23 protein-coding genes and 1 pseudogene are annotated in these 24,711 nt (G+C 64.5%); 11 read left to right on the top strand and 13 right to left on the bottom strand.

The annotated features are described in order from the left end of the window. The first annotated feature begins 68 nt into the window (after nt 1–68). Entirely contained in the window at nt 69–1,082 is a 1,014-nt protein-coding gene (locus J2S96_RS17365; protein WP_306866369.1) for a LacI family DNA-binding transcriptional regulator, read from the top strand. Between the two features lie 37 nt (nt 1,083–1,119). Here the strand turns inward: J2S96_RS17365 and J2S96_RS17360 are convergent, their stop codons facing one another. The 7 genes from J2S96_RS17360 to J2S96_RS17330 form a co-directional block, all read right to left on the bottom strand. Next, entirely contained in the window at nt 1,120–1,743 is a 624-nt protein-coding gene (locus tag J2S96_RS17360; protein ID WP_306866212.1) for a LysE family transporter, read from the bottom strand. A gap of 66 nt (nt 1,744–1,809) precedes the next feature. After that, a complete protein-coding gene (locus tag J2S96_RS17355) occupies nt 1,810–3,051 on the bottom strand; it encodes an RNA polymerase sigma factor (RefSeq protein ID WP_306866209.1) in 1,242 nt (413 codons plus the stop codon). A 3-nt stretch (nt 3,052–3,054) separates the two neighbouring features. Next, nucleotides 3,055–3,414, bottom strand: coding sequence for a YciI family protein (locus J2S96_RS17350; protein ID WP_306866206.1), 360 nt, complete (start codon nt 3,412–3,414; stop codon nt 3,055–3,057). Between the two features lie 90 nt (nt 3,415–3,504). Next, nucleotides 3,505–4,320 (bottom strand): methyltransferase domain-containing protein, encoded by an 816-nt coding sequence (locus J2S96_RS17345; protein WP_306866203.1) that lies wholly within the window; start codon nt 4,318–4,320, stop codon nt 3,505–3,507. Between the two features lie 41 nt (nt 4,321–4,361). After that, on the bottom strand, nt 4,362–5,588 hold the full coding sequence (locus J2S96_RS17340; RefSeq protein ID WP_306866200.1) for a pyridoxal phosphate-dependent aminotransferase: 1,227 nt from the start codon (nt 5,586–5,588) through the stop codon (nt 4,362–4,364). Nucleotides 5,589–5,614: 26 nt separating this feature from the next. Next, on the bottom strand, nt 5,615–6,256 hold the full coding sequence (locus J2S96_RS17335) for a hypothetical protein (RefSeq protein WP_306866197.1): 642 nt from the start codon (nt 6,254–6,256) through the stop codon (nt 5,615–5,617). A 93-nt stretch (nt 6,257–6,349) separates the two neighbouring features. Beyond that, nucleotides 6,350–6,862 (bottom strand): MarR family winged helix-turn-helix transcriptional regulator, encoded by a 513-nt coding sequence (locus J2S96_RS17330; protein WP_306866195.1) that lies wholly within the window; start codon nt 6,860–6,862, stop codon nt 6,350–6,352. A 104-nt stretch (nt 6,863–6,966) separates the two neighbouring features. Between J2S96_RS17330 and J2S96_RS17325 the strand changes: the two genes are divergently transcribed. Next, on the top strand, nt 6,967–9,189 hold the full coding sequence (locus J2S96_RS17325) for an MMPL family transporter (RefSeq protein ID WP_306866194.1): 2,223 nt from the start codon (nt 6,967–6,969) through the stop codon (nt 9,187–9,189). Here the strand turns inward: J2S96_RS17325 and J2S96_RS17320 are convergent. Beyond that, nucleotides 9,124–10,059: an NAD-dependent epimerase/dehydratase family protein gene (locus tag J2S96_RS17320; RefSeq protein WP_306866191.1), complete on the bottom strand. Its 936-nt coding sequence runs from the start codon at nt 10,057–10,059 to the stop codon at nt 9,124–9,126. The genes J2S96_RS17325 and J2S96_RS17320 overlap by 66 nt on opposite strands. 136 nt (nt 10,060–10,195) lie before the next feature. Here J2S96_RS17320 and J2S96_RS17315 point away from each other — a divergent pair, with 136 nt between their 5' ends. The 6 genes from J2S96_RS17315 (at nt 10,196) to J2S96_RS17290 (ending at nt 16,253) form a co-directional block, all read left to right on the top strand. Next, on the top strand, nt 10,196–10,921 hold the full coding sequence (locus J2S96_RS17315) for a TetR/AcrR family transcriptional regulator (protein ID WP_306866188.1): 726 nt from the start codon (nt 10,196–10,198) through the stop codon (nt 10,919–10,921). A gap of 62 nt (nt 10,922–10,983) precedes the next feature. Continuing rightward, nucleotides 10,984–11,796, top strand: coding sequence for an oxygenase MpaB family protein (locus J2S96_RS17310; protein WP_306866184.1), 813 nt, complete (start codon nt 10,984–10,986; stop codon nt 11,794–11,796). Nucleotides 11,797–11,995: 199 nt separating this feature from the next. Further along, complete coding sequence (gene dnaK / locus J2S96_RS17305; protein WP_306866181.1) at nt 11,996–13,861, top strand: molecular chaperone DnaK; 1,866 nt, start codon at nt 11,996–11,998, stop codon at nt 13,859–13,861. 2 nt (nt 13,862–13,863) lie between these two features. After that, nucleotides 13,864–14,544 (top strand): nucleotide exchange factor GrpE, encoded by a 681-nt coding sequence (locus J2S96_RS17300; RefSeq protein WP_306866179.1) that lies wholly within the window; start codon nt 13,864–13,866, stop codon nt 14,542–14,544. A 291-nt stretch (nt 14,545–14,835) separates the two neighbouring features. Continuing rightward, entirely contained in the window at nt 14,836–15,798 is a 963-nt protein-coding gene (locus J2S96_RS17295; RefSeq protein ID WP_306866176.1) for a DnaJ C-terminal domain-containing protein, read from the top strand. A gap of 32 nt (nt 15,799–15,830) precedes the next feature. After that, nucleotides 15,831–16,253 (top strand): heat shock protein transcriptional repressor HspR, encoded by a 423-nt coding sequence (locus tag J2S96_RS17290; protein WP_306866367.1) that lies wholly within the window; start codon nt 15,831–15,833, stop codon nt 16,251–16,253. 5 nt (nt 16,254–16,258) lie between these two features. Here the strand turns inward: J2S96_RS17290 and J2S96_RS17285 are convergent, their stop codons facing one another. Beyond that, nucleotides 16,259–16,912: a CG0192-related protein gene (locus J2S96_RS17285; RefSeq protein ID WP_306866175.1), complete on the bottom strand. Its 654-nt coding sequence runs from the start codon at nt 16,910–16,912 to the stop codon at nt 16,259–16,261. Nucleotides 16,913–16,963: 51 nt separating this feature from the next. Next, nucleotides 16,964–20,347: a DEAD/DEAH box helicase gene (locus J2S96_RS17280; RefSeq protein WP_306866173.1), complete on the bottom strand. Its 3,384-nt coding sequence runs from the start codon at nt 20,345–20,347 to the stop codon at nt 16,964–16,966. Nucleotides 20,348–20,514: 167 nt separating this feature from the next. Between J2S96_RS17280 and J2S96_RS17275 the strand changes: the two genes are divergently transcribed. Then, nucleotides 20,515–21,375, top strand: a complete 861-nt coding sequence (locus J2S96_RS17275; protein ID WP_306866171.1) for a DMP19 family protein — start codon at nt 20,515–20,517, stop codon at nt 21,373–21,375. A 145-nt stretch (nt 21,376–21,520) separates the two neighbouring features. On the opposite strand, the gene J2S96_RS17270 is transcribed toward J2S96_RS17275, so the two are convergent. Continuing rightward, nucleotides 21,521–22,087, bottom strand: coding sequence for a COG4315 family predicted lipoprotein (locus tag J2S96_RS17270; protein WP_306866167.1), 567 nt, complete (start codon nt 22,085–22,087; stop codon nt 21,521–21,523). A 154-nt stretch (nt 22,088–22,241) separates the two neighbouring features. Between J2S96_RS17270 and J2S96_RS17265 the strand changes: the two genes are divergently transcribed. Both J2S96_RS17265 and J2S96_RS17260 read left to right on the top strand, forming a co-directional pair. Then, complete coding sequence (locus J2S96_RS17265) at nt 22,242–22,742, top strand: sigma-70 family RNA polymerase sigma factor (RefSeq protein ID WP_028267556.1); 501 nt, start codon at nt 22,242–22,244, stop codon at nt 22,740–22,742. Beyond that, the gene (locus J2S96_RS17260; RefSeq protein ID WP_306866161.1) at nt 22,739–23,455 is read left to right on the top strand and encodes an anti-sigma factor; all 717 of its coding nucleotides are present in this window, start codon (nt 22,739–22,741) and stop codon (nt 23,453–23,455) included. The genes J2S96_RS17265 and J2S96_RS17260 overlap by 4 nt, the downstream gene beginning before the upstream one ends. A 13-nt stretch (nt 23,456–23,468) precedes the next feature. Here the strand turns inward: J2S96_RS17260 and J2S96_RS17255 are convergent, their stop codons facing one another. Next, nucleotides 23,469–24,299: a methylenetetrahydrofolate reductase gene (locus J2S96_RS17255; RefSeq protein WP_306866159.1), complete on the bottom strand. Its 831-nt coding sequence runs from the start codon at nt 24,297–24,299 to the stop codon at nt 23,469–23,471. A gap of 16 nt (nt 24,300–24,315) precedes the next feature. Then, nucleotides 24,316–24,711, bottom strand: a pseudogene (locus tag J2S96_RS17250) (lipoyl synthase); the annotation flags it as partial.

Below are 24,711 nucleotides of genomic sequence, written 5' to 3'. Positions count from 1 at the left end.
ATCGTTGTATGGAAACGGGGGGACGAGTGCAGCAGGCGCAGGGCCGCGCCCATCGCGTCACGGCAGCGATGGTGGCCGCCATGGCAGGGGTTTCGACGGCGACTGTATCGTTGGTCGCCAACGGGAAGACGCAGGGCAGGGTCTCCGAGGAGAACATCTCGCGCGTCCGCCATGCCATCGCCGAACTTGGCTATGTGGTGGACGGAATCGGCAGCTCCTTGGCCAAGGGCGTGAGCTCGATTGTGATCCTTGTGGCGCCGGACATTTCCAACCCCTTCTTCGCCAAGGTCATCGCCGGAGTACGGGAATCGCTCGGCTCCGAGTACCAGCTGCTGCTCTCCGTGACCGACGCCGGCGAGTTCCCCCGCGCGGAGGACGTCCGGAAGCTTCTGGCCCTTCGCCCTGCAGGCCTGCTGGTGGATGCGCCCAACGCAAGCTTTCTGGAGGATCTGTCAGTTGCCGGGCCGCTGGTCCTTCTCGATGCCCCCGGCCTGGAAGGTTACGCTCCGTCCGTGAACCTCGATGTTGCCCACGGTGCCCGTGAATTGGCCGCGCATCTTGCGGCCTCCGGGCACAATCGAGTTGCCTACGTGGACAGCGTGACCGGCACGGCCACCTTCGAGGTGCGCCGGACGGCATTTTTGGAGGAGGCGGTTTCCTGCGGGATTTCGGTAGCGGACAAGCACATCATCAGCACCACCATCGACGTCGGCGCTGCCGCGGCTGCCTTCGCTGCCGCATGGCCGGACTGGCAGCGCGCCGGGGTCACCGCCGTCGTCTGCGGTACTGACACCCACGCCTATGGTGTATTGCAGGAAGCCCGGGTGGCCGGGGTCCGGATTCCGGAGGAACTCGCGGTTGCCGGCTTCGACGACCTGCCCTATTCAGCCACGAGCAACCCGAGCCTGACCAGTGTGCATTTGCCGGCCACTCCGTTGGGACTCAAAGCCGGCGAACAGCTCCGGGGGCTGATGGAAGGCCGTGAGCTGGAACAGCCGCAGCTGACGCTGGAGAGCTCGCTGGTGGTGCGCGGCTCTACCGCATCGATTGCTGACAACGCGGGGTCACTTAGCGCCCATTAACCGGCCCGGCATGGGCCGTAAGTGACCCCGCGTCCGACTAGTGGATGGCGGCGAGCAGCACGCCCACGGACATGAACAGCACGCCGAAAGTACGGTTGAGGACTTTTTGCCCGTGTTCGTTGTGCGTGAACCGTTGGAATGAACGGGCTGCCAGGGCGAAGAAGAACCACATGACGCAAATGTCGATGAATACGATCGTGGCGCTGAGGATCAGATACTGCGGAATCAGCGGCTGTTCCGGGCGGATGAACTGCGGCATGAAGGCCAAGAAGAAGACGATCGCTTTGGGGTTCAGCAGGTTCACCCAAACCCCGCGCTGGAACATGGACCAGGCCGGCTCATTCCGCCGGGCTTCCACTTTTTCCTTGTCCAGGTCCGGCCGGTGCAGGAACTGCCGGATGCCCATGTACACGAGATATGCCGCCCCCGTGTAGCGGATCACGTTGAAGACCACGGGCGAGCTTGAGACCAGGACACCTACGCCAAGCGCAACAATCAGAATGTGGATGATCAGTGCCGCCTGTTGGCCCAGGACTCCCCAGATGGAGCGGCGGAATCCGGAGTTGAGCGAGTTGCTCATGGTGGAGATGGCGCCCGCGCCGGGAGTGAAACTGATCAGGGTGCCGGCGCCTACCAGGGCCAGCCAAAGCGAAATTTGCACCAATCCAGCTTATGCCCGCAGCACGTGGCGCCAGGACGCGGCGGCCCCGGACAGAGATGCCTTTGCCTATGTGGACAACTGTCCGAGTTTCGCTGCCTTGACCAAGAGATACTGCTGCTCCTGCACGCTCCCTGTCTTTCGTGCCGCGGCGAGCAAGCACTCCCGGGCGCCAACAAGCTCCCCAGACATTTCGAGCAAGTGCCCGCGAACGGCGTCGAGCCTGTGCCAGCCTTTCAGTCCCTCCTCAAGCCCGTCCAGCAGTTGAAGGGCCGCCTGCGGCCCTTCAACCATTGCCACGGCAACTGCGCGGTTGAGCGCCACAACCGGGCTCGGAGCCATAGCTTCGAGGACCGTGTACAGCGCCAGGATCTGCGGCCAATCGGTCTGGTCCGCCGAGGGTGCCTCGGCATGGACCGCAGCGATGGCCGCCTGCAGCTGGTAGGGTCCCGGACGCCCAACGCCGAGCACCGTGGATAGTATTGCAAGGCCTTCGGCGATCTGCGTCGAGTCCCACTGCCGCCGATCCTGCTCAGCGAGCGGCACGAGCATACCGTCCGGCAGGGACCTTGCCCGGCGTCGTGCATCGGTGAGGAGCATAAGCGCGAGCAGTCCGCCCACCTCGGGCTCGCCCGGGAGCAGCCCCCGCAGGAGCCGCGCGAGGCGGATAGCCTCCGCGGTGAGGTCTTCGCGCTGCATGGATGGCCCGGAACTCGCCGCGTAGCCCTCGTTGAAGGTCAGGTACAGGACGTGGAGTACGACGCCGAGCCGCGCCTTGCGCTCCTCGGCCTCAGGGAGCTCGAAATGGGCTCCGGCTTTCCTGATGCGCTGCTTGGCCCGGCTGATCCTCTGGCCCATGGTGGCTTCCGGGACAAAGAATGCGCTGGCGATTTCCGCTGTCGTGAGCCCTCCCACTGCCCGCAATGTCAATGCCAGCTGCGAGGGTGCCGAGAGAGCGGGGTGGCAGCACAGGAAAAGTAGGGCGAGGGTATCGTCGGCGGCAGCACCGGCGTCGGGATCTTCCGGAAGCGGCGGTTCCAAGGCGGCCGCGCGTTTTTCGCGCGCGTGGCGCGCGCTTTCGCTACGCCAGTGGTCCACCAAGCGTCGGTTGGCGACCGTCAGCAGCCATGCCTTCGGATTGTCCGGGACCCCGGAGGCCGGCCATTGCAACGCGGCCTCGAGCAGCGCTTCCTGGACGGCATCCTCGCACTCGGCGAAGTGGCCGTGCCTGCGGACGAGCATGCCAAGGACCTGCGGCGCAAGCGTGCGCAGCAGGTCCTCGAATGCGAATTCCCCGGGGGAGACGGCCAAGTGCTAGACCTCAGGCGGCTCGTCCTGGACGCGGCGAAGCTCCACGACCGGTGCGTACTTGACGATGCCGGAGCAGATTTCCACCGCCCGTTCCTCGCTGGCGACGTCCACTACCCAGTAGCCGATGAGGGATTCCTTGGCCTCGGCGAAAGGTCCATCCGTGGTGATGACGCCGTTGTCCGTCTGCTTGACGAGCTTGGCAGTGCCCGGGTCGGCAAGGCCTGCGTTGAAAACCATCTCGCCTGAATCGCTGAGGTCCTTATCGATCTGGATCATGAATCCGATCATTTCCCTGATCCATTCCGGATCCGCGGTCTCCATCATGCCCTCGGCAGAGCCAAACATCATGATCATGTATTTCATCTCGAACTCCTTTATCAGGGCGCTCCGTGTGGGCGCTTTCGTGCATAGGTCGGAACTACGGAACGGTTTTCGACATCGAAATACAGAAAGTTAAGCCCGTGCGATGACTTCCCCATTCGGGATCAGGAAGAAGCCGTCGTCCGTGGAGCCCCAACGGTGCCAACCGGCGGCGATCCTGGCCAGGTCCGCCTCGTTGGCCAGGCCGTATTCCAGCGCCTGCTCGGCAAAGGCGGAGTGCAGGACGCGCTCGCTCCACACCCGCGACTGCCAACGGCGCTGCTGCGCGGTGGCGTATAGCCAGTTGCTGCTCGAGGGCGCAACATCGGTGAACCCCGCCTGCTGGGCCCAGGACACGAGCCGCCGCCCGGCGTCGGGTTCTGCTCCGTTTCGTCGGGCGATCTTCTGGTAGAGCTCCATCCAGTCGTCGAGCTCGCGGACCTCCGGGTACCAGCTCATGCCGTGGAAGTCGGCGTCGCGCACTGCCACGATGGCGCCGGGTTTGGCCACGCGCCGCATTTCGCGCAACGCCGCCACGGGGTCGGTCAGGTGCTGCAGGACCTGGTGGGCGTGGACGACGTCGAAGGTCTCGTCCTCGAAGTCCAGATCGTAGATGTTGCCGGTCACGAATTCCACGTTTTCCACACCGCGTTCGGCGGCCAGCGAGGCAGCCTGGGCCACGATCTCCACCGAACGGTCGAGCCCGACGACTTTCCCGGGAGCCACCAGCTCAGCGAAGTCGCAGGTGATGCTTCCAGGTCCGCATCCGACGTCGAGCACTGATGTCCCGGCGGTGAGATGCGGGATGACAAAGGCGGCAGAGTTCTCGGCTGTGCGGGAGGCATGGGCGCGTACAACGGACTCGTGGTGTCCGTGGGTGTAGACGTCTTCGGGCTTCTGCTCGTTCATAGGCAAACGCTACCCCGATGAGCTGGAAAGAGGGCGGAACTTTACTCCTGGGGCCGGTTTCGGTACGCGGACAGGAACGTGGCGATCCTTCGCACGGCCTCTTCGATCTCGCGGACGGAGGGCAGGATGACGAAACGGAAATGGTCCGGGGTTGGCCAGTTGAAGGCCGAACCGTGGGAGACCAGGATTTTCTGGTCCTGCAGGAGGTCGAGGACGAATTTCTCGTCACTCTCAATCGGGTAGACCTCAGGGTCCAGCCGCGGAAACAAGTACATTGCCCCGGCCGCGGGAACGCAACTCACTCCGGGGATCGCAGTCAGGAGCTTCAATGCCAGGTCCCGTTGTTCGCGGAGCCGGCCGCCTGGCCTGATGAGTTCTTCGATGCTTTGGTAGCCGCCCAGGCAGGTCTGGATGGCGTGCTGCGCGGGAACGTTGGAGCACAAACGGAGGGAGGCCAGGAGCTCCAGGGCTTCGCGGTACTCGGCAGTTGCCGCGTGCGGTCCCGTGATGGCGACCCAACCTGCGCGGTAGCCCGGCATGCGGTAAGCCTTGGAAAGGCCGCTGAAGGTCAGGACGCAGATGTCGTCCGCGATAGAGGCAGTGTGGATGTGCTCGGCGTCTTCGTAGCGGATCTTCTCGTAGATCTCGTCCGAGAAGAGGACAAGATCATGCTTGCGGGCCAGCTGCGCGAACTGCTCCAGGATGTGGCGGGGGTAGACCGCTCCCGTGGGGTTGTTCGGGTTGATGATGACGATCGCCTTGGTGCGCTTGGTGATCTTGGCTTCGACGTCGGACATGTCCGGCCACCAATTCCGCTCCTCATCGCACAAGTAGTGCACCGGGTTGCCGCCCGTGAGGGTCACTGTGGCCGTCCACAGTGGATAGTCCGGCGCGGGGATGAGGACCTCGTCGCCGTTTTCCAGGAAGGCCTGCAGCGTCATGGAGATCAGTTCGCTGACGCCGTTGCCGATGAAGATATCCTCGACGCCGATATTCATCAGGTTCTTGGTCTGGTAGTACTGCGAAATCGCGGTCCGGGCAGTGAAGATGCCTTTGGAGTCGCTGTACCCTTGTGCGCCGCGGAGGTGGTGGATCATGTCCACCACGACCGACTCCGGAGCTTCGAGTCCGAACGGCGCGGTGTCCCCGAGGTTCATCTTGAGGATGCGGTGCCCTTCGGCCTCCATGGTCTTGGCCGCTTGGAGGATGGGCCCGCGGAGTTCGTAACGGACGTTTTGTAGTTTGCTGGAGTGCTGCATCGGACGCATGGTTGATCATTTCATGTCCGGCGCCCTCACTCCCAGCGGATGATGACCGGCAGGCTGCTCGTGTTGGCAGAGACTTCGCGTTCGGTGCCTCGCACAGCCACGACAAAATGCTGGAGATCCTCCGCCGAGGCCAGGACCTCGAAATGGCCGGTGGGATCGCTCACGACGGCGGTTGCGGACGAATGTGGGCGGATGTATGCCTCGGGGATGCCCTTGTTGTGGACGTCGACCAACCGGCCGTGGATGAGGCGGGCCACCGTGGCGGCGTCAAGGAGAGGTTCAGCGGACGGCGGGTCGGATGGCTCATCGAGGCTTATGCCGATGGGTACGCGGACCAGGAAGCCGAGGCCTTGGCGGATTCCGGCGTCGTATTCGTCCGGCTGGAATTCGCCGCTGGAGACCACGGAGTATTGGGTGTTTTGCTCGATGGCAACCAGGAGCTTCTCCATGTTGTCCAGTTGCATCGGACCATGGCATTCCACCGCCACCTTGAGCTCAAGGTCCAGCAGCGGCCCCTCCCGCCGGGAACGGCCCACCCTGTTCATGGCGACGGCGTGGACCGTGACAGGAGCATCGGTGGAATGGCCTGTGGGTGGTGCGGATCCGTCGTCGAAACGGACGCGCTCGGGCGAAACGGCGTCGGAGAGTATCCCGAGGAGCTCGGTCATGGATGATCGCACAAAACCCACGGTGACACTCCAGTCCACAGTGCGGTCCAGCTAGCCGTTGTGCTCTACGTTACTCCCGCACTGGTCCACGAGTCACCGGGGTTCGGGTGTAACTCCACTCGATGGTTGGCTGCTTGGCGTGACACCGTTCCGGGCCGTCTTGGTGGCCTCGATGACTCCTTGCATGAAAGCCATGACGACGTGGAGTTCTTCCGGCGAAAGCGCGTCAATGACCGGGGCGATGGCGCCCGCCAGGGGAGAAAACAATTCACTGCCGGTAGCGCGGGCGGAATCGGTCATCTCCAGATGAACCTGCCGGCGGTCCTTTTCGCTGCGGCGGCGTGCCAGATGGCCCGCCCGGTCTAGGCGGTCCACCAGCGCAGTTGTTGCGGGCGAACTCAGGTTGAGTGCCGCCCTGAGCGCCCCGGGAGTCATGGTCTTGCCCTCCCGCGCGGCGGCCACCATGGCAGCCAAGGCATTCAGGTCCGTTCGATGGAGGTGATGGCGGGTGCTGACGGCCTCCACGTAACGCTCCGTTTCCACCGTGAACTGCTGGAGTAGCCCGAGGAGTACAGCTGCGGACTGAGCGTGCTGCTTGTCATCCATGAGGCCTCCTTCAGCCTCAAATTATCCCACCGGAGTGCCATTGACCAATTATCTCCATGATAGATATATTTCATCGTGGAAGTAATTGGAAGGGGGCGGGCGTCATGGACAAACGGCGTGGAACCGGCCGACTAAGGGTTTCGAGGTTGTGGGTGGCAGGGGCGCTGCTCGCCCTGGTGGCTTGGATGGCGATCGGCGGCTTCGGCGGCCCTACCTTCGGGAAGCTCAGTGAGGTGTCCAGTAACGACCAGGCAGCCTTCCTGCCTGCGAGCGCCGAATCCACCGAGGTCCGTGCATGGCAAAACAAGTTCACTTCCAGCGGCAGTGTGCCCGCGGTGGTGCTGATCGAGTCTCCTGCGAAGCTTTCACCCGCTCAACTAGCCGGAGCGGCCTCCCTCGGTACGCAGCTGTCTGCCGTCGCGGGGGTCAGCCACTCGACGTCGACGGTCGGGCCGATTCCGTCCGCGGACGGGAAAGCGGTGCAATTCATCGTCCCCGTGGAGGATGGAAACGGGGTCAAAGCGAGCATCCAAACGCTTCGCGCGAAGGCGGCGGGCTACATAACCGGCGCCGGGCTTCCCGCTGGAACAACCGGTTACGTGACAGGACCGGCGGGCTTCATCGCCGATTTGGTGAGCGCCTTTGGCGGTATCGACGGAATATTGCTCTTCGCCGCCCTCGGTGCGGTCTTGGTCATCTTGCTAGCGGTCTACCGATCCGTGGTGCTGCCCTTTGTGGTGCTGCTTACCGCCGTCTTCGCGCTTTGCGGTTCGATTCTGCTGGTCTTTGCCTTGGCTAAGTCGGGCGCAGTCCAATTGACGGGACAAAGCCAAGGGATCCTGTCCATCCTGGTGGTTGGCTCAGCCACCGACTATGCACTTCTCTTTGTGGCCCGTTACCGTGAGGCCTTGGGCGACGCCTCGAGCAAGTGGTCGGCTTTGGGACGCGCGTACAAGGGCAGCTTCGGGGCCATCCTGGCATCCGGGACGACGGTCGCCTTGGCGTTGCTTTGCCTGCTTTTCTCGGAACTGAATTCAAACCGCGGGCTGGGGCCCATCGGCGCGATCGGGATCGGCTTTTCAATGTTGGCCAGCCTCACTCTGCTTCCCGCGGCCCTTGGTCTGCTCGGCAGGACCGCCTTTTGGCCGCGTACCCCGAGGAAGGCCCCGGCCAACTCCGACATTCCCCGGATCTGGAGGCTTCTGGCCAACACCATAGCCACGCGCCCCCGGGCCGTGTGGCTGGGCGCAACTGCCGTCTTGGTGGTCTGCGCCTCGGGCCTGCTGCAGCTCCAGGCCAGCGGAGTTCCGCAGTCGGCGCTCATTCTGAGCAAATCAGAGGCGGTGGACGGCCAGGCGGCACTCGGCCGGCACTATCCTGCCGGGGCCGGAAGCCCGGTGGTCGTGGTTGCTGACGAAAAAGTAGCAGCCGCGGTACTTGCCGAAGTCAAGGCCCAGGAGGGCATCTCGGATGCATCCGTGGTTGCCGCTCAGCCTGGTTCCGGCTTTCGACCGCTGGCGGAAGGCGCGGCGGACACTGCACCCTTGGTACGGGACGGTCGCGTGCTGATCAACGCCACCCTGTCCATGGAGGCGGATTCGGCGAAGGCCGAGCAGACCATCGCCACGCTCCGGCAGAAGCTGCACGATAAAGCGCCCGGGACGTTGCTTGGAGGAACCACCGCCACCGCTGTCGACACCAACGCGAGCGCGCAGTCTGATTTGCGGCGAATCATTCCGATCGTTTTGGCCGTCATCCTGTTGGTGCTCATGGCACTCCTGCGGGCAGTCCTGGCACCGCTACTGCTGATCGGAACCGTGGTGCTCTCCTATGCGGCAGCCCTTGGTGTCTCGGCCTGGGTATTCAACCATCTATTTGGGTTCCCGGGCGCGGATGCCTCGGTACCGCTTTACGGTTTTGTATTCCTGGTTGCCCTCGGCGTTGACTACAACATCTTCCTCATGACCCGTGTCCGGGAAGAATCGACGCTCGAGGGAACCCGTGCCGGTATCTTGAAGGGGCTCGGTGCCACCGGTGCGGTGATTACTTCGGCCGGCGTCGTTCTTGCTGCAACGTTTGCCGCACTCGGGGTCATTCCGATCCTCTTCCTTGCGCAGATCTCCTTTATTGTGGCGTTCGGGGTGTTGCTCGACACCACCATCGTGCGCTCGCTCTTGGTGCCTGCGTTGTCGTACGACTTTGGCCGTCGGATTTGGTGGCCGGGGCGTTTGGCCCGGGATCCGGCGTCGCAGCACGCTGGCTTAACGGGCAGCCACCGCTTCCTGATCCCGCCACCAGGCCACGGTCGCCGCCATGGCGTCCGCTAGCGGCGTCGGTGCGAGCCCAAGCTTGGCCTGGCTCGCAGTGGAGTCCATGACGAACGGCCGCTCGAACTGGTACAGCATTTCGGCCAGCTCCCGCATGTCGGGTGAAAACAGGCCAAGGGTCCGGAGCAGCCAGCCTGGAACTACGCTCAGTTTTGGTTCGGGGACGCCGGCCGAGCGAGCGAAGTTCCCCGCGATTTCCCGCATCGTCATGGCCGGACCGGTTGGCGCGTGCAGAACCGAGTTCCGGAGTTCGGGCTTTTGGGCAGCATCGATCATGGCTGCGGCCAGATCCGGGACGTAGGTGAAAGAGTGGGGCTCATCGGCGCTTCCGAGGACCTGGACCGGCTTGCCCTTGAGGACCAAGGGGACCATGCGCTCGCCGGCGTGCGCCATGCGGGCCCGTGGCCCGAAGAAATCGCCCGCCACCACGCTGACGGTGTTCGCCGGGTGGGATTGCCGGGCCTTCAACAGCACGGTACGGATCCCGCGTTTACCGCCGTCTGCTTCGCGCGGGCTGCTTTCGGTGATGGTCTTGTCCGGCTGGCTGTAGGAGTAAAGGCTCTCAGGGAAGACGACGACGGCGCCCGCCGCAGCAGCGGCGTCCATCACCACGCGCTCCGCTCCGGGAAGCTCGGCCGCCCAGGCTTTGGCCCGGTAGGCAGAACCGTGGATGCAGTGAAAAACGGCGGTGGCCCCGTCGAAGGCTTGCGCCAGCTTGGCCGCGTCCGAGACATCCACTCGGAGCTTTTCGACCATCGGATGGTCCGGGCCGCTGCCCGAGCGCGTCAGCACACGCACCCGTTCTCCGCGGTCCGCGAGTTGCTCGGCAATGGTCCATCCGACGGGACCGGCTCCTGTGACGACGTACATGGTGTTCTCGCTTTCTGACCGGGATTGAGACTCGAGAGCAGTGCTCTCTGAATTCAGGATGGACCTTTGCTTTGTAGGTGTCAAGAGCGGTGCTCACATTTGTTATTGGCGCTCTCTTGTGTGGCATGCTGGAGTCATGGACCACCCTTCCTCCGCAGCAGCCAAAAAATCGACGCCCCGCGAGCGGGCCCGGGCACGGACCGTGGCGGACATTATCCGGCTGGGTCGCGAGCACCTTGCCCTGCATGGCGCCGCAGGCTTGTCCCTGAGGGCGGTGGCACGCGATCTTGGTGTGGTGTCCTCCGCCGTGTACCGCTATGTGGAGAGCCGCGACGAACTGCTGACCCTCCTGCTGATTGACGCTTACGGTGAGTTGGGCGACGAAGTTGACGCCGCCGTCGACGCCCTCCCCGAGGACGACTATCGTGGCAGGTTCCTGGCACTCGGGCGGGCCGTTCGCCAGTGGGCCCTGCGCGAGCCGGCGCGGTACGCGCTCCTGTTCGGCAGTCCGGTGCCCGGATACCAAGCGCCCTCCGAACGCACTACGGAACCTGGAACGCGGGTGATCTACCGGATGGTGGGGATCTTCGACGCCGCCTACCGCGCAGGTGCCTTGACCGCCGAAGCGGCGCCCGCCGTCGTCGTTCCTCCTGCCCTTGCCGCAGACCTGGCGGCCATCCGGGGCGAGCTGGGCGTGGCCGTTCCCGAACCTGAATTGGCCAAGGGTGTGCTTGCGTGGACGTCGGTTTTCGGGGCGGTCAGCTTCGAGGTGTTCGGCCAGTACGGACCTGATACCTTCGCCGCGCGCGACGAGCTGTTTGAGCACCAACTCGAGGTGCTGTGCGGGATCGTGGGGTTGTAGCCCCCATCCGCCGTGCATCAAGGCCCTGCATCAAGGAGGTCCCGGAAAGGTAAAGTAACTGCATGGCCCGTGGACTCGCTGACATCGGCGCGGAGGGCGTTTTGCTCGCGGGAGCGGGCCGCGCCATCCTGATGCAGATCGCCAATCCCGCGGTCGGTCACGGCGTAGCCGAACACAGCAATTTCGCCGAGCGGCCGCTGGATCGGCTGCGTGCCACCATGACGTACGTCTACACGGTCGTCTATGGCTCGGAGGGGCAATTGGCCGCGGTCCGCCGGGCCGTGAATCGCGGGCATGCCCCTGTTCGCCGGACAGCCGACGAAAAGTCGCAGGGCTACAACGCCTTTGACCCGCACTCCCAGCTCTGGGTGGTGGCGACCCTCTATGACACCGCCGTCACCGTCTACGAAAAGGTCCATGGAGCCCTCGATGACGACACTGCCGATCGTATCTACCGGGAGTATGCGGGCATTGGGACGGCCTTGCAGCTTCCGGCCGAGCTGTGGCCGGCGGACCGCCAGGCTTTCGCGCGGTATTGGGACGCATCCTTGCAGAACCTCGCCCCAGACGCAGTTGCACTGAAGGTGGCCCGCGAACTCCTCTACCCCGCGAGCGGGCCGTTCTTGATGCGCTTGAGCATGCCGTTGGTCCGGTTGATTACGGCGGGGTTGCTGCCGGAGGGGCTTCGTGAGGGTTTCGGACTTCCGTGGAGTTCCCGGCGCCGGCGCAGCTTCGAGGGCACGATGCGGCTCCTCGCGGTGGCTTATCCGCGCCTGCCGGAGAAAGTCAGGCATTGGCCGAAGAACTACTATCTGGGCCAGCTTGGCCCGGGCGTTTCGGCGTTCTCCCACGGCGAAATCGATCACAGGCCCTGATTTTCCGGGGTTCCTTGGTCCGCACGAACAATAGTTGAGCGTACTTGACTCAAGTTTGGATTGACATTGAACGGGGCCTGAGTACAGTTGAGTGCAGAACGCTCAACTAGCCGAAGGTTGAGTGCTCCCCGGTTCCAAACCCTCCATAGGTTAGGCCCGGGTGAAATCTCGACCGTCGGCCATTGAAAGGAAGCAACATATGTCACGCGCTGTAGGTATCGACCTCGGAACCACTAACTCCGTCGTCTCTGTTCTCGAAGGTGGCGAGCCCACCGTCATTGCCAACGCCGAGGGTGGCCGCACCACGCCGTCGGTCGTTGCATTCTCCAAGTCCGGTGAAGTCCTGGTTGGCGAAATCGCCAAGCGCCAGGCCGTCAACAACATCGACCGCACCATCGCTTCCGTGAAGCGCCACATGGGCACCGACTGGTCCGTCGCCATTGACGACAAGAAGTACACGCCGCAGGAAATCTCCGCGCGCATCCTCATGAAGCTGAAGAACGACGCCGAGAGCTACCTCGGCGAAAAGGTCACCGACGCTGTCATCACCGTCCCGGCCTACTTCAACGACGCCGAGCGCCAGGCCACCAAAGAAGCCGGTGAAATCGCCGGCATGAACGTTCTCCGCATTGTCAACGAGCCCACCGCGGCTGCGCTTGCCTACGGCCTGGACAAGGGTAAGGAAGATGAACTCATCCTGGTCTTCGACCTCGGCGGCGGAACGTTTGACGTCTCCCTGCTGGAAGTCGGCAAGGACGAAGACGGCTTCTCCACCATCCAGGTCCGCGCCACGGCCGGTGACAACCGCCTCGGCGGCGACGACTGGGACCAGCGCATCGTTGACTACCTGCTGAACCAGCTCAAGATCAAGGGCATCGACCTTTCCAAGGACAAGATCGCCCTGCAGCGTCTTCGTGAGGCTGCGGAGCAGGCCAAGAAGGAACTGTCTTCTTCCACCAGCACCAACGTCTCCCTCCAGTACCTCTCCGTCACCCCCGACGGCCCGGTCCACCTGGACGAGCAGCTGACCCGCGCCAAGTTCCAGGACCTCACCAAGGACCTGCTTGAGCGCACCAAGAAGCCGTTCCACGACGTCATCGCCGAGACCGGCATCAAGCTCTCCGAAATCGACCACATCGTGCTGGTGGGCGGTTCCACCCGTATGCCCGCCGTCTACGATCTCGTCAAGGAACTCGCCGGCGGCAAGGAGCCCAACAAGGGCGTCAACCCGGACGAAGTTGTTGCTGTTGGCGCAGCCCTCCAGGCCGGCGTGCTGAAGGGCGAGCGCAAGGACGTCCTGCTGATCGACGTCACCCCGCTGTCCCTCGGCATCGAAACCAAGGGTGGCGTCATGACGCACCTGATCGAGCGCAACACGGCCATCCCCACCAAGCGTTCCGAGACCTTCACCACCGCTGACGACAACCAGCCGTCCGTGGCCATCCAGGTCTTCCAGGGCGAGCGTGAATTCACCCGCGACAACAAGCCGCTGGGCACGTTCGAACTGACCGGCATCGCTCCGGCACCGCGTGGCGTCCCCCAGGTCGAGGTCACCTTCGACATCGACGCCAACGGCATCGTCCACGTCTCCGCCAAGGACAAGGGCACCGGCAAGGAGCAGTCGATGACCATCACCGGCGGCACCGCGCTGTCCAAGGAAGACATCGACCGCATGGTCCGTGAAGCCGAGGAGCACGCGGCCGAGGACAAGGCCCGCCGCGAAGCTACCGACACCCGCAACAGTGCCGAGCAGCTCGCCTACTCCGTGGACAAGCTCATCGCCGACAACGACGACAAGCTGCCTGAAGACGTCAAGACCGAGGTCAAGGCCGACGTCGACGCCCTCAAGAAAGCCCTCGAAGGCACCGATGACGCAGAGGTAAAGACCGCTTTCGAGAAGCTGCAGCACTCGCAGTCCAAGCTCGGCGAAGCGATCTACTCGCACGCCGGTTCCCCGGACGGCGCAAGCAGCGCCGCTGGCGCCGAGGGTGCCAACCCGGGTTCGGCCTCCGGCGATGAGGACATCGTCGACGCCGAGATCATCGACGAAGACGAAAAGAAGTAAGCATGCCTCACCACGGCAACGACGCAGAGCACTCACCTTCCAACGAGGGCAAACACGACGAGCGTGAAGGAGCCGGTCAGCAGAAGCCAATTATTCGCGACAACCGCAAGGTTGACCCGGAAACCGGGGCCGCCCGCCACACCCAAGGACCGGCAGCTGATTCCAACGCCGCTGCCGCCGAGGGCGACGCCCTGTCCCAGGCTGAGGAGATCCTTAACGGCATGGAGGTTCCGGCTGAAGAGTCGGTGGCCCCCGGCGCCGCTGCAGAAGCAGAGGCCGCGGAACTCCGCAACGACCTCCTGCGACTGCAGGCTGAGTACGTCAACTACCGCAAGCGCGTCGAACGCGACCGCGCCGTCGCAGGGGAAATGGCCGTCATCGGCGTCCTGAACTCCCTGCTGCCGGTGCTGGACGACGTCGACGCCGCCCGCCAGCACGGCGACCTCGTGGACGGCCCGTTCGCCGCGATCGCCGCCAAGCTGGAGAACGCGCTGAAGACGTACGGCTTGGAGCGCATCGCGGAAACCGGAGTCGAATTCGACCCCACGATCCACGAAGCCCTCATTCAGCAACCGGGCGAGGACATCGAAGTAGACACAGTCAGCCAAGTGCTGCGCTCCGGCTACAAGTCGGGCGAGCGCGTGCTGCGTGCGGCACAGGTGATTGTGGCTGTACCGGCGTAACTGCTCGCCGTAGCTCACGGCACATGCGCGTCACCATCGCGAAACGAGACAAGGGGCCCCGCCCCTCCGCCGGGTGGCCAAGGATCTGCGATCCTTGGCCGCCCGGCTCCGGCAGGCCCGATGCCACTCCCGGGCCCCTTGCCTCGCTCCGCTCATGCGGTTGTCTCACCTAAGGTGGGATAAGCGCAGCGCAGCTGGATAGGGGGCCGCGGCGTGGCGGGCACCGCGGAGCGGGCACGGCCCCCTATCCAGCTGAGCGCCAACTAACCAGAAACGAAAGAGAGAAGCCGAGTGGCCAGCCAGGACTGGGTTGAGAAGGATTTTTACGCCATCCTTGGTGTCGCCAAGGACGCCTCTGACGCTGACATCAAGAAGGCTTACCGCAAGCTTGCGCGGAAGTACCATCCGGATACCAACTCCGGGGATGCTGCTGCCGAGAAGAAGTTCAAGGACATCTCGGAAGCGTATTCGGTGCTGTCGGATCCCGAAGAGCGTCAGCAGTACGATGCCATTCGCGCCATGGGCGGGGCACGCTTCGCCCCGGGCGCAGCTCGCGGCGGCCCGGCCAATGGCGGCTTCGAGGACCTCTTCGGCGGCCTTTTCGGCGGCGGACGCCAGCCTGCCGGCGCCGGCGGCATCCCGCCTGAGTTCGCTGACCTCTTCGGCGGTGGCTTCGGCGGTGGGCAGACCGGCTTCCAGCGCACCCCGCAAAAGGGCAGCGACCGCACCGCGTCCACCTCGATTTCCTTCGCCGGATCCATCCACGGCACCACGGTGAGCTTGCGCGAAAGCAACGGCAACGTCATCGACGTCAAAATTCCCGCGGGGATCAGGGACGGACAGAAGGTCCGTCAGCGCGGCAAGGGCAATCCCGGCGCAGCCGGCAACGGGGACCTCATCATCACGGTGAACGTCAAGCCCCACGAGTTCTTCCACCGCGACGGCGACAACATCCGCATCCACGTGCCGGTGACTTTCGCTGAAGCCGCGCTGGGTGCCAACATCCACGTGCCAACGCTCGACGGCGACACCGTCACCGTCCGCGTCCCTGCCGGCACACCCTCCGGGCGCACGCTCCGGGTCAAAGACAAAGGCGTCAAGACATCGAAGGGCTCCGGGGACCTGCTGGTGACAATCGACGTCGCCGTCCCGCAGAACCTTAACAAGGAGGCCGAGGAGGCCGTCAAGGCATTCGCCGCGGCTACTTCCGACGCCGATCCCCGCCGCGACCTGGCCGCCAAGGCCCGCTTGTAGCGGCAGCAATACACATGGGAGGGGACGTAGGCATGGGCATCGACATCAACCAGCCGATCTTCGTCATCTCCGTTGCGGCTGAACTGGCGGACATGCACCCGCAGACCTTGCGCCAGTACGATCGCCTCGGCATCGTGTCGCCGAGCCGCGCCCCGGGCAAGTCCCGGCGTTACTCCCAACGCGACATCGACCGCTTGCGCGAGGTCCAGCGGCTCTCGCACGAGGGGGTGTCCCTCGAAGGCATCAAGCGCATCCTCGAACTCGAAAACCAAGTGGCCGCGCTGCAGTTCCGCGTGGCCGAATTGAGTGAGGAACTGCAACGCCGGCGGAGCCCGGTGGAGGCCCGTGTCTTTGCGGCGGGAGCAGCGGGCGACGTCGTCAGCCTGGCCCGCGGGCAGCGCCCCCGGGCGCGGTCCCAGGCACTCGTGGTGTGGCGGCCCCGGTCGGGGGAGTAGCCCCCTTAGCGCTGCGAGAGGGACGCCAGCAGCACCGGCGCTTCTTGGCCGGCCCACGTGCCTTTGAGAGTCCCGGTGCCACGCAGGGCAGCCGCATCTTCCGGACCTTGTGTTCCCAAATCCAGAACCCGGTTTATCCGCAGGGTGAGCTGGCCGGCTTCGATGCTGGTGACGCCGTCGTTCGTGACCGGGGCTGCGGGGGTCACCGACGGGACCTCGCTTCCGGGCTTCCCGCCGCCTTTGACGTTGACCGAACTCTTGCGTGGCTCCAGCGCGCCGTCCACGTCCACGAACTGTTCGGCTTCCTGCTGTCCGGTGAGGATGGCGGTGGCCAAGGCAACGACGTAGACGGGATCTGCGCAGGCGTCGTAGACCCACCTCGTGCCCAAAACGGAGTGTTCCATGGTGCCAAGAAGCGAGTCCTTTGCCCCGGGCAATTCCGAACCCCTGTAGCTCAGGGGAACCTGGTAGACCTTGCCGTCGTGGGAGACCAGGTGGGTTTCGAGGCCGACTTCGCCGTCCGGGTCATCGAAGCGGTAGGCGCCAAGGAGTTCGGGCTGTGGGGAGCCGTCCTTGGTGAACCACGGCTGGACGGGCAGGTACTTTTCGATGAGCTCAAGTTTGCTGGGACTCAGGGTTGCTCGATGGATGATCGCCATGCGGTCCAGCCTAGTTCGCGCCGGAGGTCTTCCATCGGAACCAGGCCGGCCCTATTCCGCGAACAGCCCCGCCAGGTCCTCCGCCGTCAGGGCACCGCCAGTCAGTGCATCGCCTTCCATGACGTCCGCGAACAGCTGCGACTTCCTGGTCTTGAGGGCCATGACCTTTTCCTCGATGGTGTCCTTCGCCACCAAGCGGTACACCATGACGTTCCTCGCCTGCCCGATCCTGTGGGTGCGGTCCACGGCCTGCGCTTCGGAGGCCGGATTCCACCATGGATCCAGCAGGAACACATAGTCGGCCTCGGTCAGGTTCAGGCCGAAGCCGCCTGCCTTCAAGGAAATGAGGAACACCGGTGCTGCGCCGTTCTTGAATTCACTCACGACGTCGGCCCGGTTCCGCGTGCCGCCGTCGAGGTAGCAGTACTCCGTACCCTCTTCCTCAAGCCGCTCCCGGACCTTGCCCAGGAAGCCCGTGAATTGGCTGAAGATGAGCGCCCTGTGGCCCTCGGCAACGATGTCCTCGAGCTGTTCGAACAACACGTCCAGCTTGGACGAGCGCACTGCGGACAGTGACTCGTCCACGAGGGAGACGTCCAGGCTCAGCTGCCGCAGCAGGGTGAGCGACTGGAAAATAGTGAAGCGGTTCTTGTTGACGTCGTCGATGAGTCCCAGGATTTTCTGCCGCTCGCGCTGCAGATGCGTCTGGTACACCTTCTGGTGCCGCGGGTTCAGCACCACCTCCAGCACCTGCTCCTGCTTGGGCGGCAGGTCCTTGATGACTTGCTCCTTGGTGCGGCGCATCATCAGGGGACGGACCCGACGGCGGAGCTTGGCAAGCTGGGCCTTGTCGCCGTTCTTTTCGACCGGCTTTTGGTAGTACTCCGCGAAGCGGCGCGGGCTCGAGAACAGCCCGGGCGCCACGATCGAGGTCAGCGCCCAGAATTCCATGAGGTTGTTCTCAAGCGGCGTGCCGGTGATGGCCAGCTTGAAGGATGCCGGGAGTTTCCGGGCGCACTGGTACGCCTTGGACTGGTGGTTCTTGACGAACTGGGCTTCGTCGAGCATGAGCCCGGCCCATTCCTTGGCTGCGTAGGCTTCGTAGTCGATCCGGAACAGAGCATAGGAGGTGATTACGACGTCGGTCCCGGACATGGCTTCCTGCGGTTCCGCACCACTCTTGGCGAACGTCTCACCGATGGTCTTTACGCGCAGCCCGGGCGCGAAGCGCTGTACCTCTGCCGCCCAGTTGCCCACGACGCTGGTGGGGGCTACCACTAGGAATGGGGCGTGAGGGGCGGCTCCGGCGGTGTTGGATTCAGCTTGCTCCTTCGCCGCGCACATCAAGGCAATCGCCTGCACTGTCTTGCCGAGGCCCATGTCGTCGGCAAGGACACCGCCCAGGCTGTGGCGGTAGAGGAAACTCAGCCAGTTGAAGCCCTCCAGCTGGTACGGACGGAGCTCGGCATCGAGCGAACTCGGCAGCGGCAGCCCGGTCATGTCGTCGTCGAGCAAGCCGCCCACGGCCTCGCGCCATGCGGCCGCCTGCTCGTCCACAATCCCCAACTGCGCCAGCTCATCCCAAAGCCCGGCCTGGAAGCGGCTGATTTGCAAGGTGCCATGCCGGTCCGGGTTGTCCTGCAAGGACCTGGCCTCGTCGATCAGCGCGCGGAGTTGGTGCAACTCGGGCAGGTCCAATGAGAAATAGGCGCCGCTGGGCAGCAACATCCTGCTTTGGCCGGCGGCGAGTGCGGAAAACACTGCGGCGAAGGACACAGGTTCGCCCTCGAGCGTGATGACGATGCCCAGATCGAACCAGTCGCGGCTGTCGGTGGCTTTGGTCGAGATGGACACGACGGGAGCCTCGGTGGCTTCGCGGTAGTCGGCGATCTCGCCGGAGGTCTCCACGACGACGTCGGGCAACTCGCGCAGCCGGGGCAATACTTCCTCGGTGAAGGCGAGGGTGTCGAGCCCGTCAAGGGCTACCGAGGCCGCCAGGCGTGGAGCCCCCCATCCTCCGCTCGACGACTCGCCGAGTGCGGCAACCACATCCCACGGCCGGCCCACCGACTCCAGGATCCGGGCTTCCTCGACGTCGTCGCGGTAGCCGTGGTCATCCGGGTGGCGCCAAAGGGGCTGGGCTGTTACGAGCTTGCCGGCCTTGTAGTGCCACTCCCAGTGCAGGCGCACCCTGTGGTCTGAGCCGTAGTTCGCCAGCAAGGACAGCGTGGGCACGGCGAGGACGGGCAACTCCACGGAATGGTCCGCGGCCGTGACCCTGGCGGACTGCCTGAGTTTCGGATAGAACGCCGTGAGGAATCGTTCCTCGTCCTTCGCCGGGATCTGGAGCCGGGATGCGCCCATGACAAAATCGAGGAGTTCCTGCGATTCACCGCCCTCCAGCGGAGCCAGCGTGATGAGGTTCTCGGGTGCCGATACGCCGGGCAAGCGCCCCTCGCCTGGACCCGTGAAGAACAAGCCGTGCGCGGGGCGCCCAATTAATCCCAAGGTCGCCGGATCAAGGGCGTCCGCACCCAAGGCCACCGACGGCGCGAGCTGCAGGCCGTCGTCGGGCCGGCTGAGGTCAAGACCGACGACGGCGGGCTCCCGAGCGATGCGGACCGGTTCGGCCCCGCCGGAGTGGATAAGCGAAACCCCGATCTTCCCGGCCTCGGCCAGGAGGCTCCACAGGTTCTTGCCGGCGAATTCGTTGAGCAGCAGCCACATGCTGGACGTGAGCTGCCGGTAGTCTGAGGTGGAATGCGCCGCCAGGAAGTCCTGCATCCAGCCGATATGCGCTTCGTTGAACTCGCGCTTGTAGCCCAGGTAGTTCAGGTTGGTCCAGGAAACGTCGCCCCGGATCCACTTGCCCTTGGCCCCCATCATCACCGGGCGGGCCTTAAGCTGGCGAACGCTGCGGACCGGATCCCGCCGGCCTGTGTAGGAGAAGTGCGGCGCCGGCTCTTCCACCTCGAACGCCAGTGCCAAGGGGAGGCCTTGGCCTTGCGGAGCGGTCCCCGGAGTGGCGATGAGCTTGTTGAGGGCCTGCTCCCAGGCCGGTCTCTGCACGCTTGCCCCAGGCCGGGCGGTCTGCCCGAGAACCGGCGCGCTCAGCAGCTGTGCACGCACGGCGGGATGGTCTTCGGCGGCGAAGAGAAGGGCGGCCACGTGTTTGCAGTCCTTGCGGACGGGGCAACTGCACACGCCCACGGTGCAGCTCCAGCCACCGGGTTTGCGGACCAGCTTGGCCGACGTCGAATACGGCGAGGGGCCGCTGCCCATGACCTTGCCCATCATCAGGCCCGTGGCGGAATCGAAAGTGATGCCGCTGACCCGGCTTCCCATGGCATAGGCCAGGCCAGCCGCGAGGGAGCGGTCGTTAATGGCGGGTGTCTGAATCGCCAGTTCCCAGGAGTCGTCTGAGCGGGAAGGCATTCGTTCGGGCTACTTTCGGCAGGAGGCTATCTATGAATCCTAGCCAGCGGCGACCGGCCCTGAAACTTTGCCGGACGTTCACCTCGGCCTAGCTTGCCCGACAACCGCCCCCGCGTACGTTGAAAGGGTCCGGAGCAGCACAAGCTTCTTAGCAGTGAGGAAATCCCATGACTACCAATGAGACCACCTTTAGGTACGTAACAGTTCTGACGAAGGACAGCATCGAGGCCAGCAACGCAGACGTTGTGGACGCGAACGTCACCGTGGTCAACGAGATGTACGAGGCGCTCCTCAACCATGAGGAAATCGCTCCCAACGCGCTGCGCAGCTACTTTGTGGACTACTACCTCACACAGGCACTCGCGGGGGGTTTCGCCCAGTACGTGTTCACCGTTCCGGAACGCGAAGAAGTGGATGCGTTTGTCCGGGAAGGCCTCGAAGGAATGGGCGCCAAGGGCCACCTTGAGCTGTTCAACCGCACCGCTGCAGCGTTCGACGCGCTGTCCGAGGACGACGCCGAGGCTTACTTGGATGGCGACCTTGACGAGTCCGGAGAGGCCCCGGAAGCCGTCGCTGAACTCGAAGCCCTGGACCGCGAATTCGATTCCCTCCTGGAGACCGAAGACATCATCGAACTCAACGCCGCGTGGCTCCGCAGCCAGGACGGCGTGCTCTACTTGGACGACGAGGAGCTCAAAGCCCACATCGCCGAGCGCGTGGCCCTCATTCCGAACCTCGAAGAGCGTCAGGCCGAGGCCGCCGAAGCGGAACTTGAGAACGCCCCTGAATTCGAGCTCATCATTCGCGAACTGTGCGACGTCGCCGGCTTCAACCTGGAGAAGATCACCATGGGCGATCCCAACTATGAGCACGACGGCGAGACGATCCTCGCCTGGCACTTCACCACCGACCACGGCAACTACATCATGATCGAAGAGGACGACGAAGCCTTCATGATCCACCCGGAGACGAAGGAAATCATCGCCGCCGTCGAGTTCGAGGACGCTGACGAGTTCGAAGACGCCTAAACGCTCGCTCACCTATAAGGGTGCAAACGCGGACGCCCGTCCACTTTTAGGGCCTTTTAGGTAAACGCCCGCTCAGATCTTCCGGCCGGTCCGGAGAGATCTGAGCGGGCGTTTGCCGTTTGGGCCGCATAAGTGAGCGAGCGTTTCAGTAGCCCATGCTGCTGCCGCTTGGGGTGCTGCTGCCCGGGGTCATCACGGAGCCGGAGGGGCTGACCAGGAACCACACACCGCCGACGCCTTGGCCATAGGTGTCACTGGAGTCTTCGTCCTTGGAGTAGAAGTAGATAGGCATGCCGTTGATGGTGATCTGCATCTTGCCGTCCGCCGTGGGGATGGTTCCGATGGTTCCACTCACGCCGTCAACTGCGGGTGTGGCCGACGTCGTCGTCACGGCCGGCCAGGAAGCAGCGCAACCGCCGGTGCAGGCGCTCTTTCCGGAACCTTTGACGTCCTTGGTGAAGAAGTAGACGCTCTTGCCGTTGGCGGCCACCACCCTCTCGCCGGCACTCGACGTCGCCGTCTTCAGTTCCGCCGCGGCCGCTGGAGCGCTCGACGCCGGGGAGCTAGGAGCGCTCGACGACGCCGAAGTCGACGCCGATGGGCTGGACGCCGCAGCGCTTGAGGAAGGGGACGTGCCGGGGCTACCTCCGCATGCGGCGAGGGCGAATGCCAGAGCAAGGACGCCGAGACCGGTGCTGAGTGGTTTCTTCATGGTTTGCTCCTCTGGTTGGCCCGGCCGCGGAAGGGCCGGAAGCTAACCCGTACGACGCCGCCGGGTGAAGAATGGTTCACGGGGCTTGAACCTTTTCCGTGGCGGACGCGTCGTATCGCAGGAGAAGGGGAAGCCGAGCACCAAGGAGGCGCCGATGCCGCTCGACGAGGACGTGGTGGCCGCGATCTACCGCGACCATGGCACAGCCCTGCGCCGCTTCGTGCTCAGCTGCACGCCGGACGCGCACTTGGCTGAGGACGTGGTGCAGGAAACCATCCTTCGCGTGTGGCAGCACGCCCCGCAGATCACCGGCAGCCTGCGCAGCTATTTGTTCCGCACTGCCCGCAACGTCATCATCGACAACTACCGCAAGGCCCAGCGGCGCCCGGCAGAAGCCTCCGAACGCGACATGGCGGACCCGGAGGAAGCCACGGAGCGAGTCGACGAGCTCCTCAACCGGGTCCTGATGGAGGAGGCGCTCCTGCGGCTCAGCACCGAACACCGGGAGGTCCTCGTTGCCCTGCATTACGAACGTTTCACGGTGAACGAGGCCGCGCTGAGGCTCAATATCCCCAGCGGCACGGTGAAATCCCGGGCCTTCTACGCTGTCAGGGCGCTTCGAACGATTCTCGACGAAATGGGGGTGCAGCGGTGAACGAAACCGGACTTCACCAATTGCTGGGCGCCTACTTGCTCGGCGGCCTGGAGCCTGCTGAGGCCAGGAGTTTCGAGGAGCACCTCGCAACTTGCGCGGATTGCCGGCTCGAGTTGGGCGAGCTGGAGAGCCTCCCGGCCCTCCTCGACGCAGTCCCCGTGCCCGACGCCGTCGCGCTCGCCGCCGGGCGCCCCGCCGTCGAGCCCTTCGCGACTGGTCCGCCCTCCCCTTCGGACGCCCGCTCGCCTATGGGGGTTTTCCCAGAAACGCTGCCGCAGCCGATTCTCTTGAAGGTGGCGGCACGGCGGCGGAAAGTCCGACGCCGGTGGACGGCTCTGGTGGGTGCCGTGGCCGCCGCTTGCCTGGGGTTGGGCATACTGGCGGGACCCGTGTTGAACCAGCCACCCAAGCCTGACGCCAGCTACTCGGTCCAGACGGACAACGGCCTGCAGCTTACGGTTGGGCTCGTCAGGAAGGCGTGGGGGACCGAACTGCAGCTCGAAGGCCGCAGCATGCCGCCGCAAGGCACGATGTACCTGTGGGTCAAGGGCCGCGACGGCACGGAGGAAATGGCCTGCGGTTGGACCGCAACCCCGGGCGGCCACATCAAGGTCACCGGGGCGACGCCGGTCCAGCTCGCCGGGATTTCGGGCGTGGAACTGCGCGATGACGCCCAGAAGACGGTCGCGGTGATTTCGGTCCCGGGGAGCTAGGGGTCCCCGGGACCTAGGCGGTCAGCGGCGGCCGGGCGGCTGCTGCTTCGCTGCCCGCTGCACCGGGCAGCTCGCTTCGCTCCCAGACGGGCATGTCGAGTCGGTTGAAACTGTAAAGATGGATTCCCGAGACGCCTTCCGGGTGCGCCGTGAGCTCGGAAACCAGGCTTTGCGGCGAGTACTTGTCCCCGCCCAGAAGCTTGAGGGCGAGGGTTCCTTTATTGCTGAGGAACTTCAGGGATGTCCCGACGCCGATTTGGGTTGCCAGGGCCAGCAGTTTTGTCAGGGGAACTGCCCCGGCCACCCCTGCCCACACCGGAAGCTCGACGCCTTCACGGCGCAATAGTGCCGCATAATCGAGGATCTTCGGGGCGGAGAAGCACATCTGCGTGACAACATGCGTGGCCAAGTGCTGTTTGGCCAACAGGGCATCCAGCAAGTCCAGCCCGCTCACGGAAGGATGCCCCTCGGGGTACCCGGCGATGCCCGCGGTGATGCGACCGCCGGTGTACTCGGCGATGTCCGCCAAGAGGGGAAGGCTCGATTGGTAGGGGCCGGCACCAAGAGGCCCGTCCCCACCGATGGCGAATACCTCCCGGATCCCGGCGACCTCGCAGTCCCGGAGGATGCCGGCAAGCTGTGCCCGATGCTCCAGTCCGTGTGCGGAGAGGTGCGGAACCACGTTGTAGCCGAGGAGGCTGAGCTTTATCGAGACCTCCATGGTCCGTGCGATGCCATGATGGGGCAGGCACGTGACGGTAAGCGGTGTGGAAAGCGGCACTGCGGCCTGGACTTCCTCGACGATTCCCTCTGAGGGAATGATTTCAATCCGGGTGGGGAACATGCTGGCTCCTTGCGGGTCAGGCCGTTGCGTGGTGTGCGAGGAGGGTGCGGGCTTCCTGGCGGGTGGTGCCGGAGTCCTGGATGCCCTCGGCGATGTGGGCAATGTGCTCTAGGTGCGCGGGGATTTCGCGGCCTTTCTTGCGCATCGCGGTGGCCCAGAGGCGACCGGCGCGGTAGGAGGAGCGGACCAGGGGGCCGGACATGACGCCGAGGAAGCCGATTTCCTCGGCTTCGGTGGCGAGGTCCACGAATTCCTGGGGCTTGACCCAGCGGTCCACGGGCAGGTGCCGTTCGGAGGGGCGCAGGTACTGGGTGATCGTGATCAGGTCGCAGCCGGCGGCGTGCAGATCGGCGAGGGCTTCGGAGATCTCTTCGCGGGTTTCGCCCATGCCCAGGATCAGGTTGGACTTGGT

The organism is Arthrobacter bambusae, assembly GCF_030812595.1.
GTDB lineage: Bacteria > Actinomycetota > Actinomycetes > Actinomycetales > Micrococcaceae > Arthrobacter > Arthrobacter bambusae_B.
This window is presented reverse-complemented; position numbering and strand designations above follow the sequence as displayed.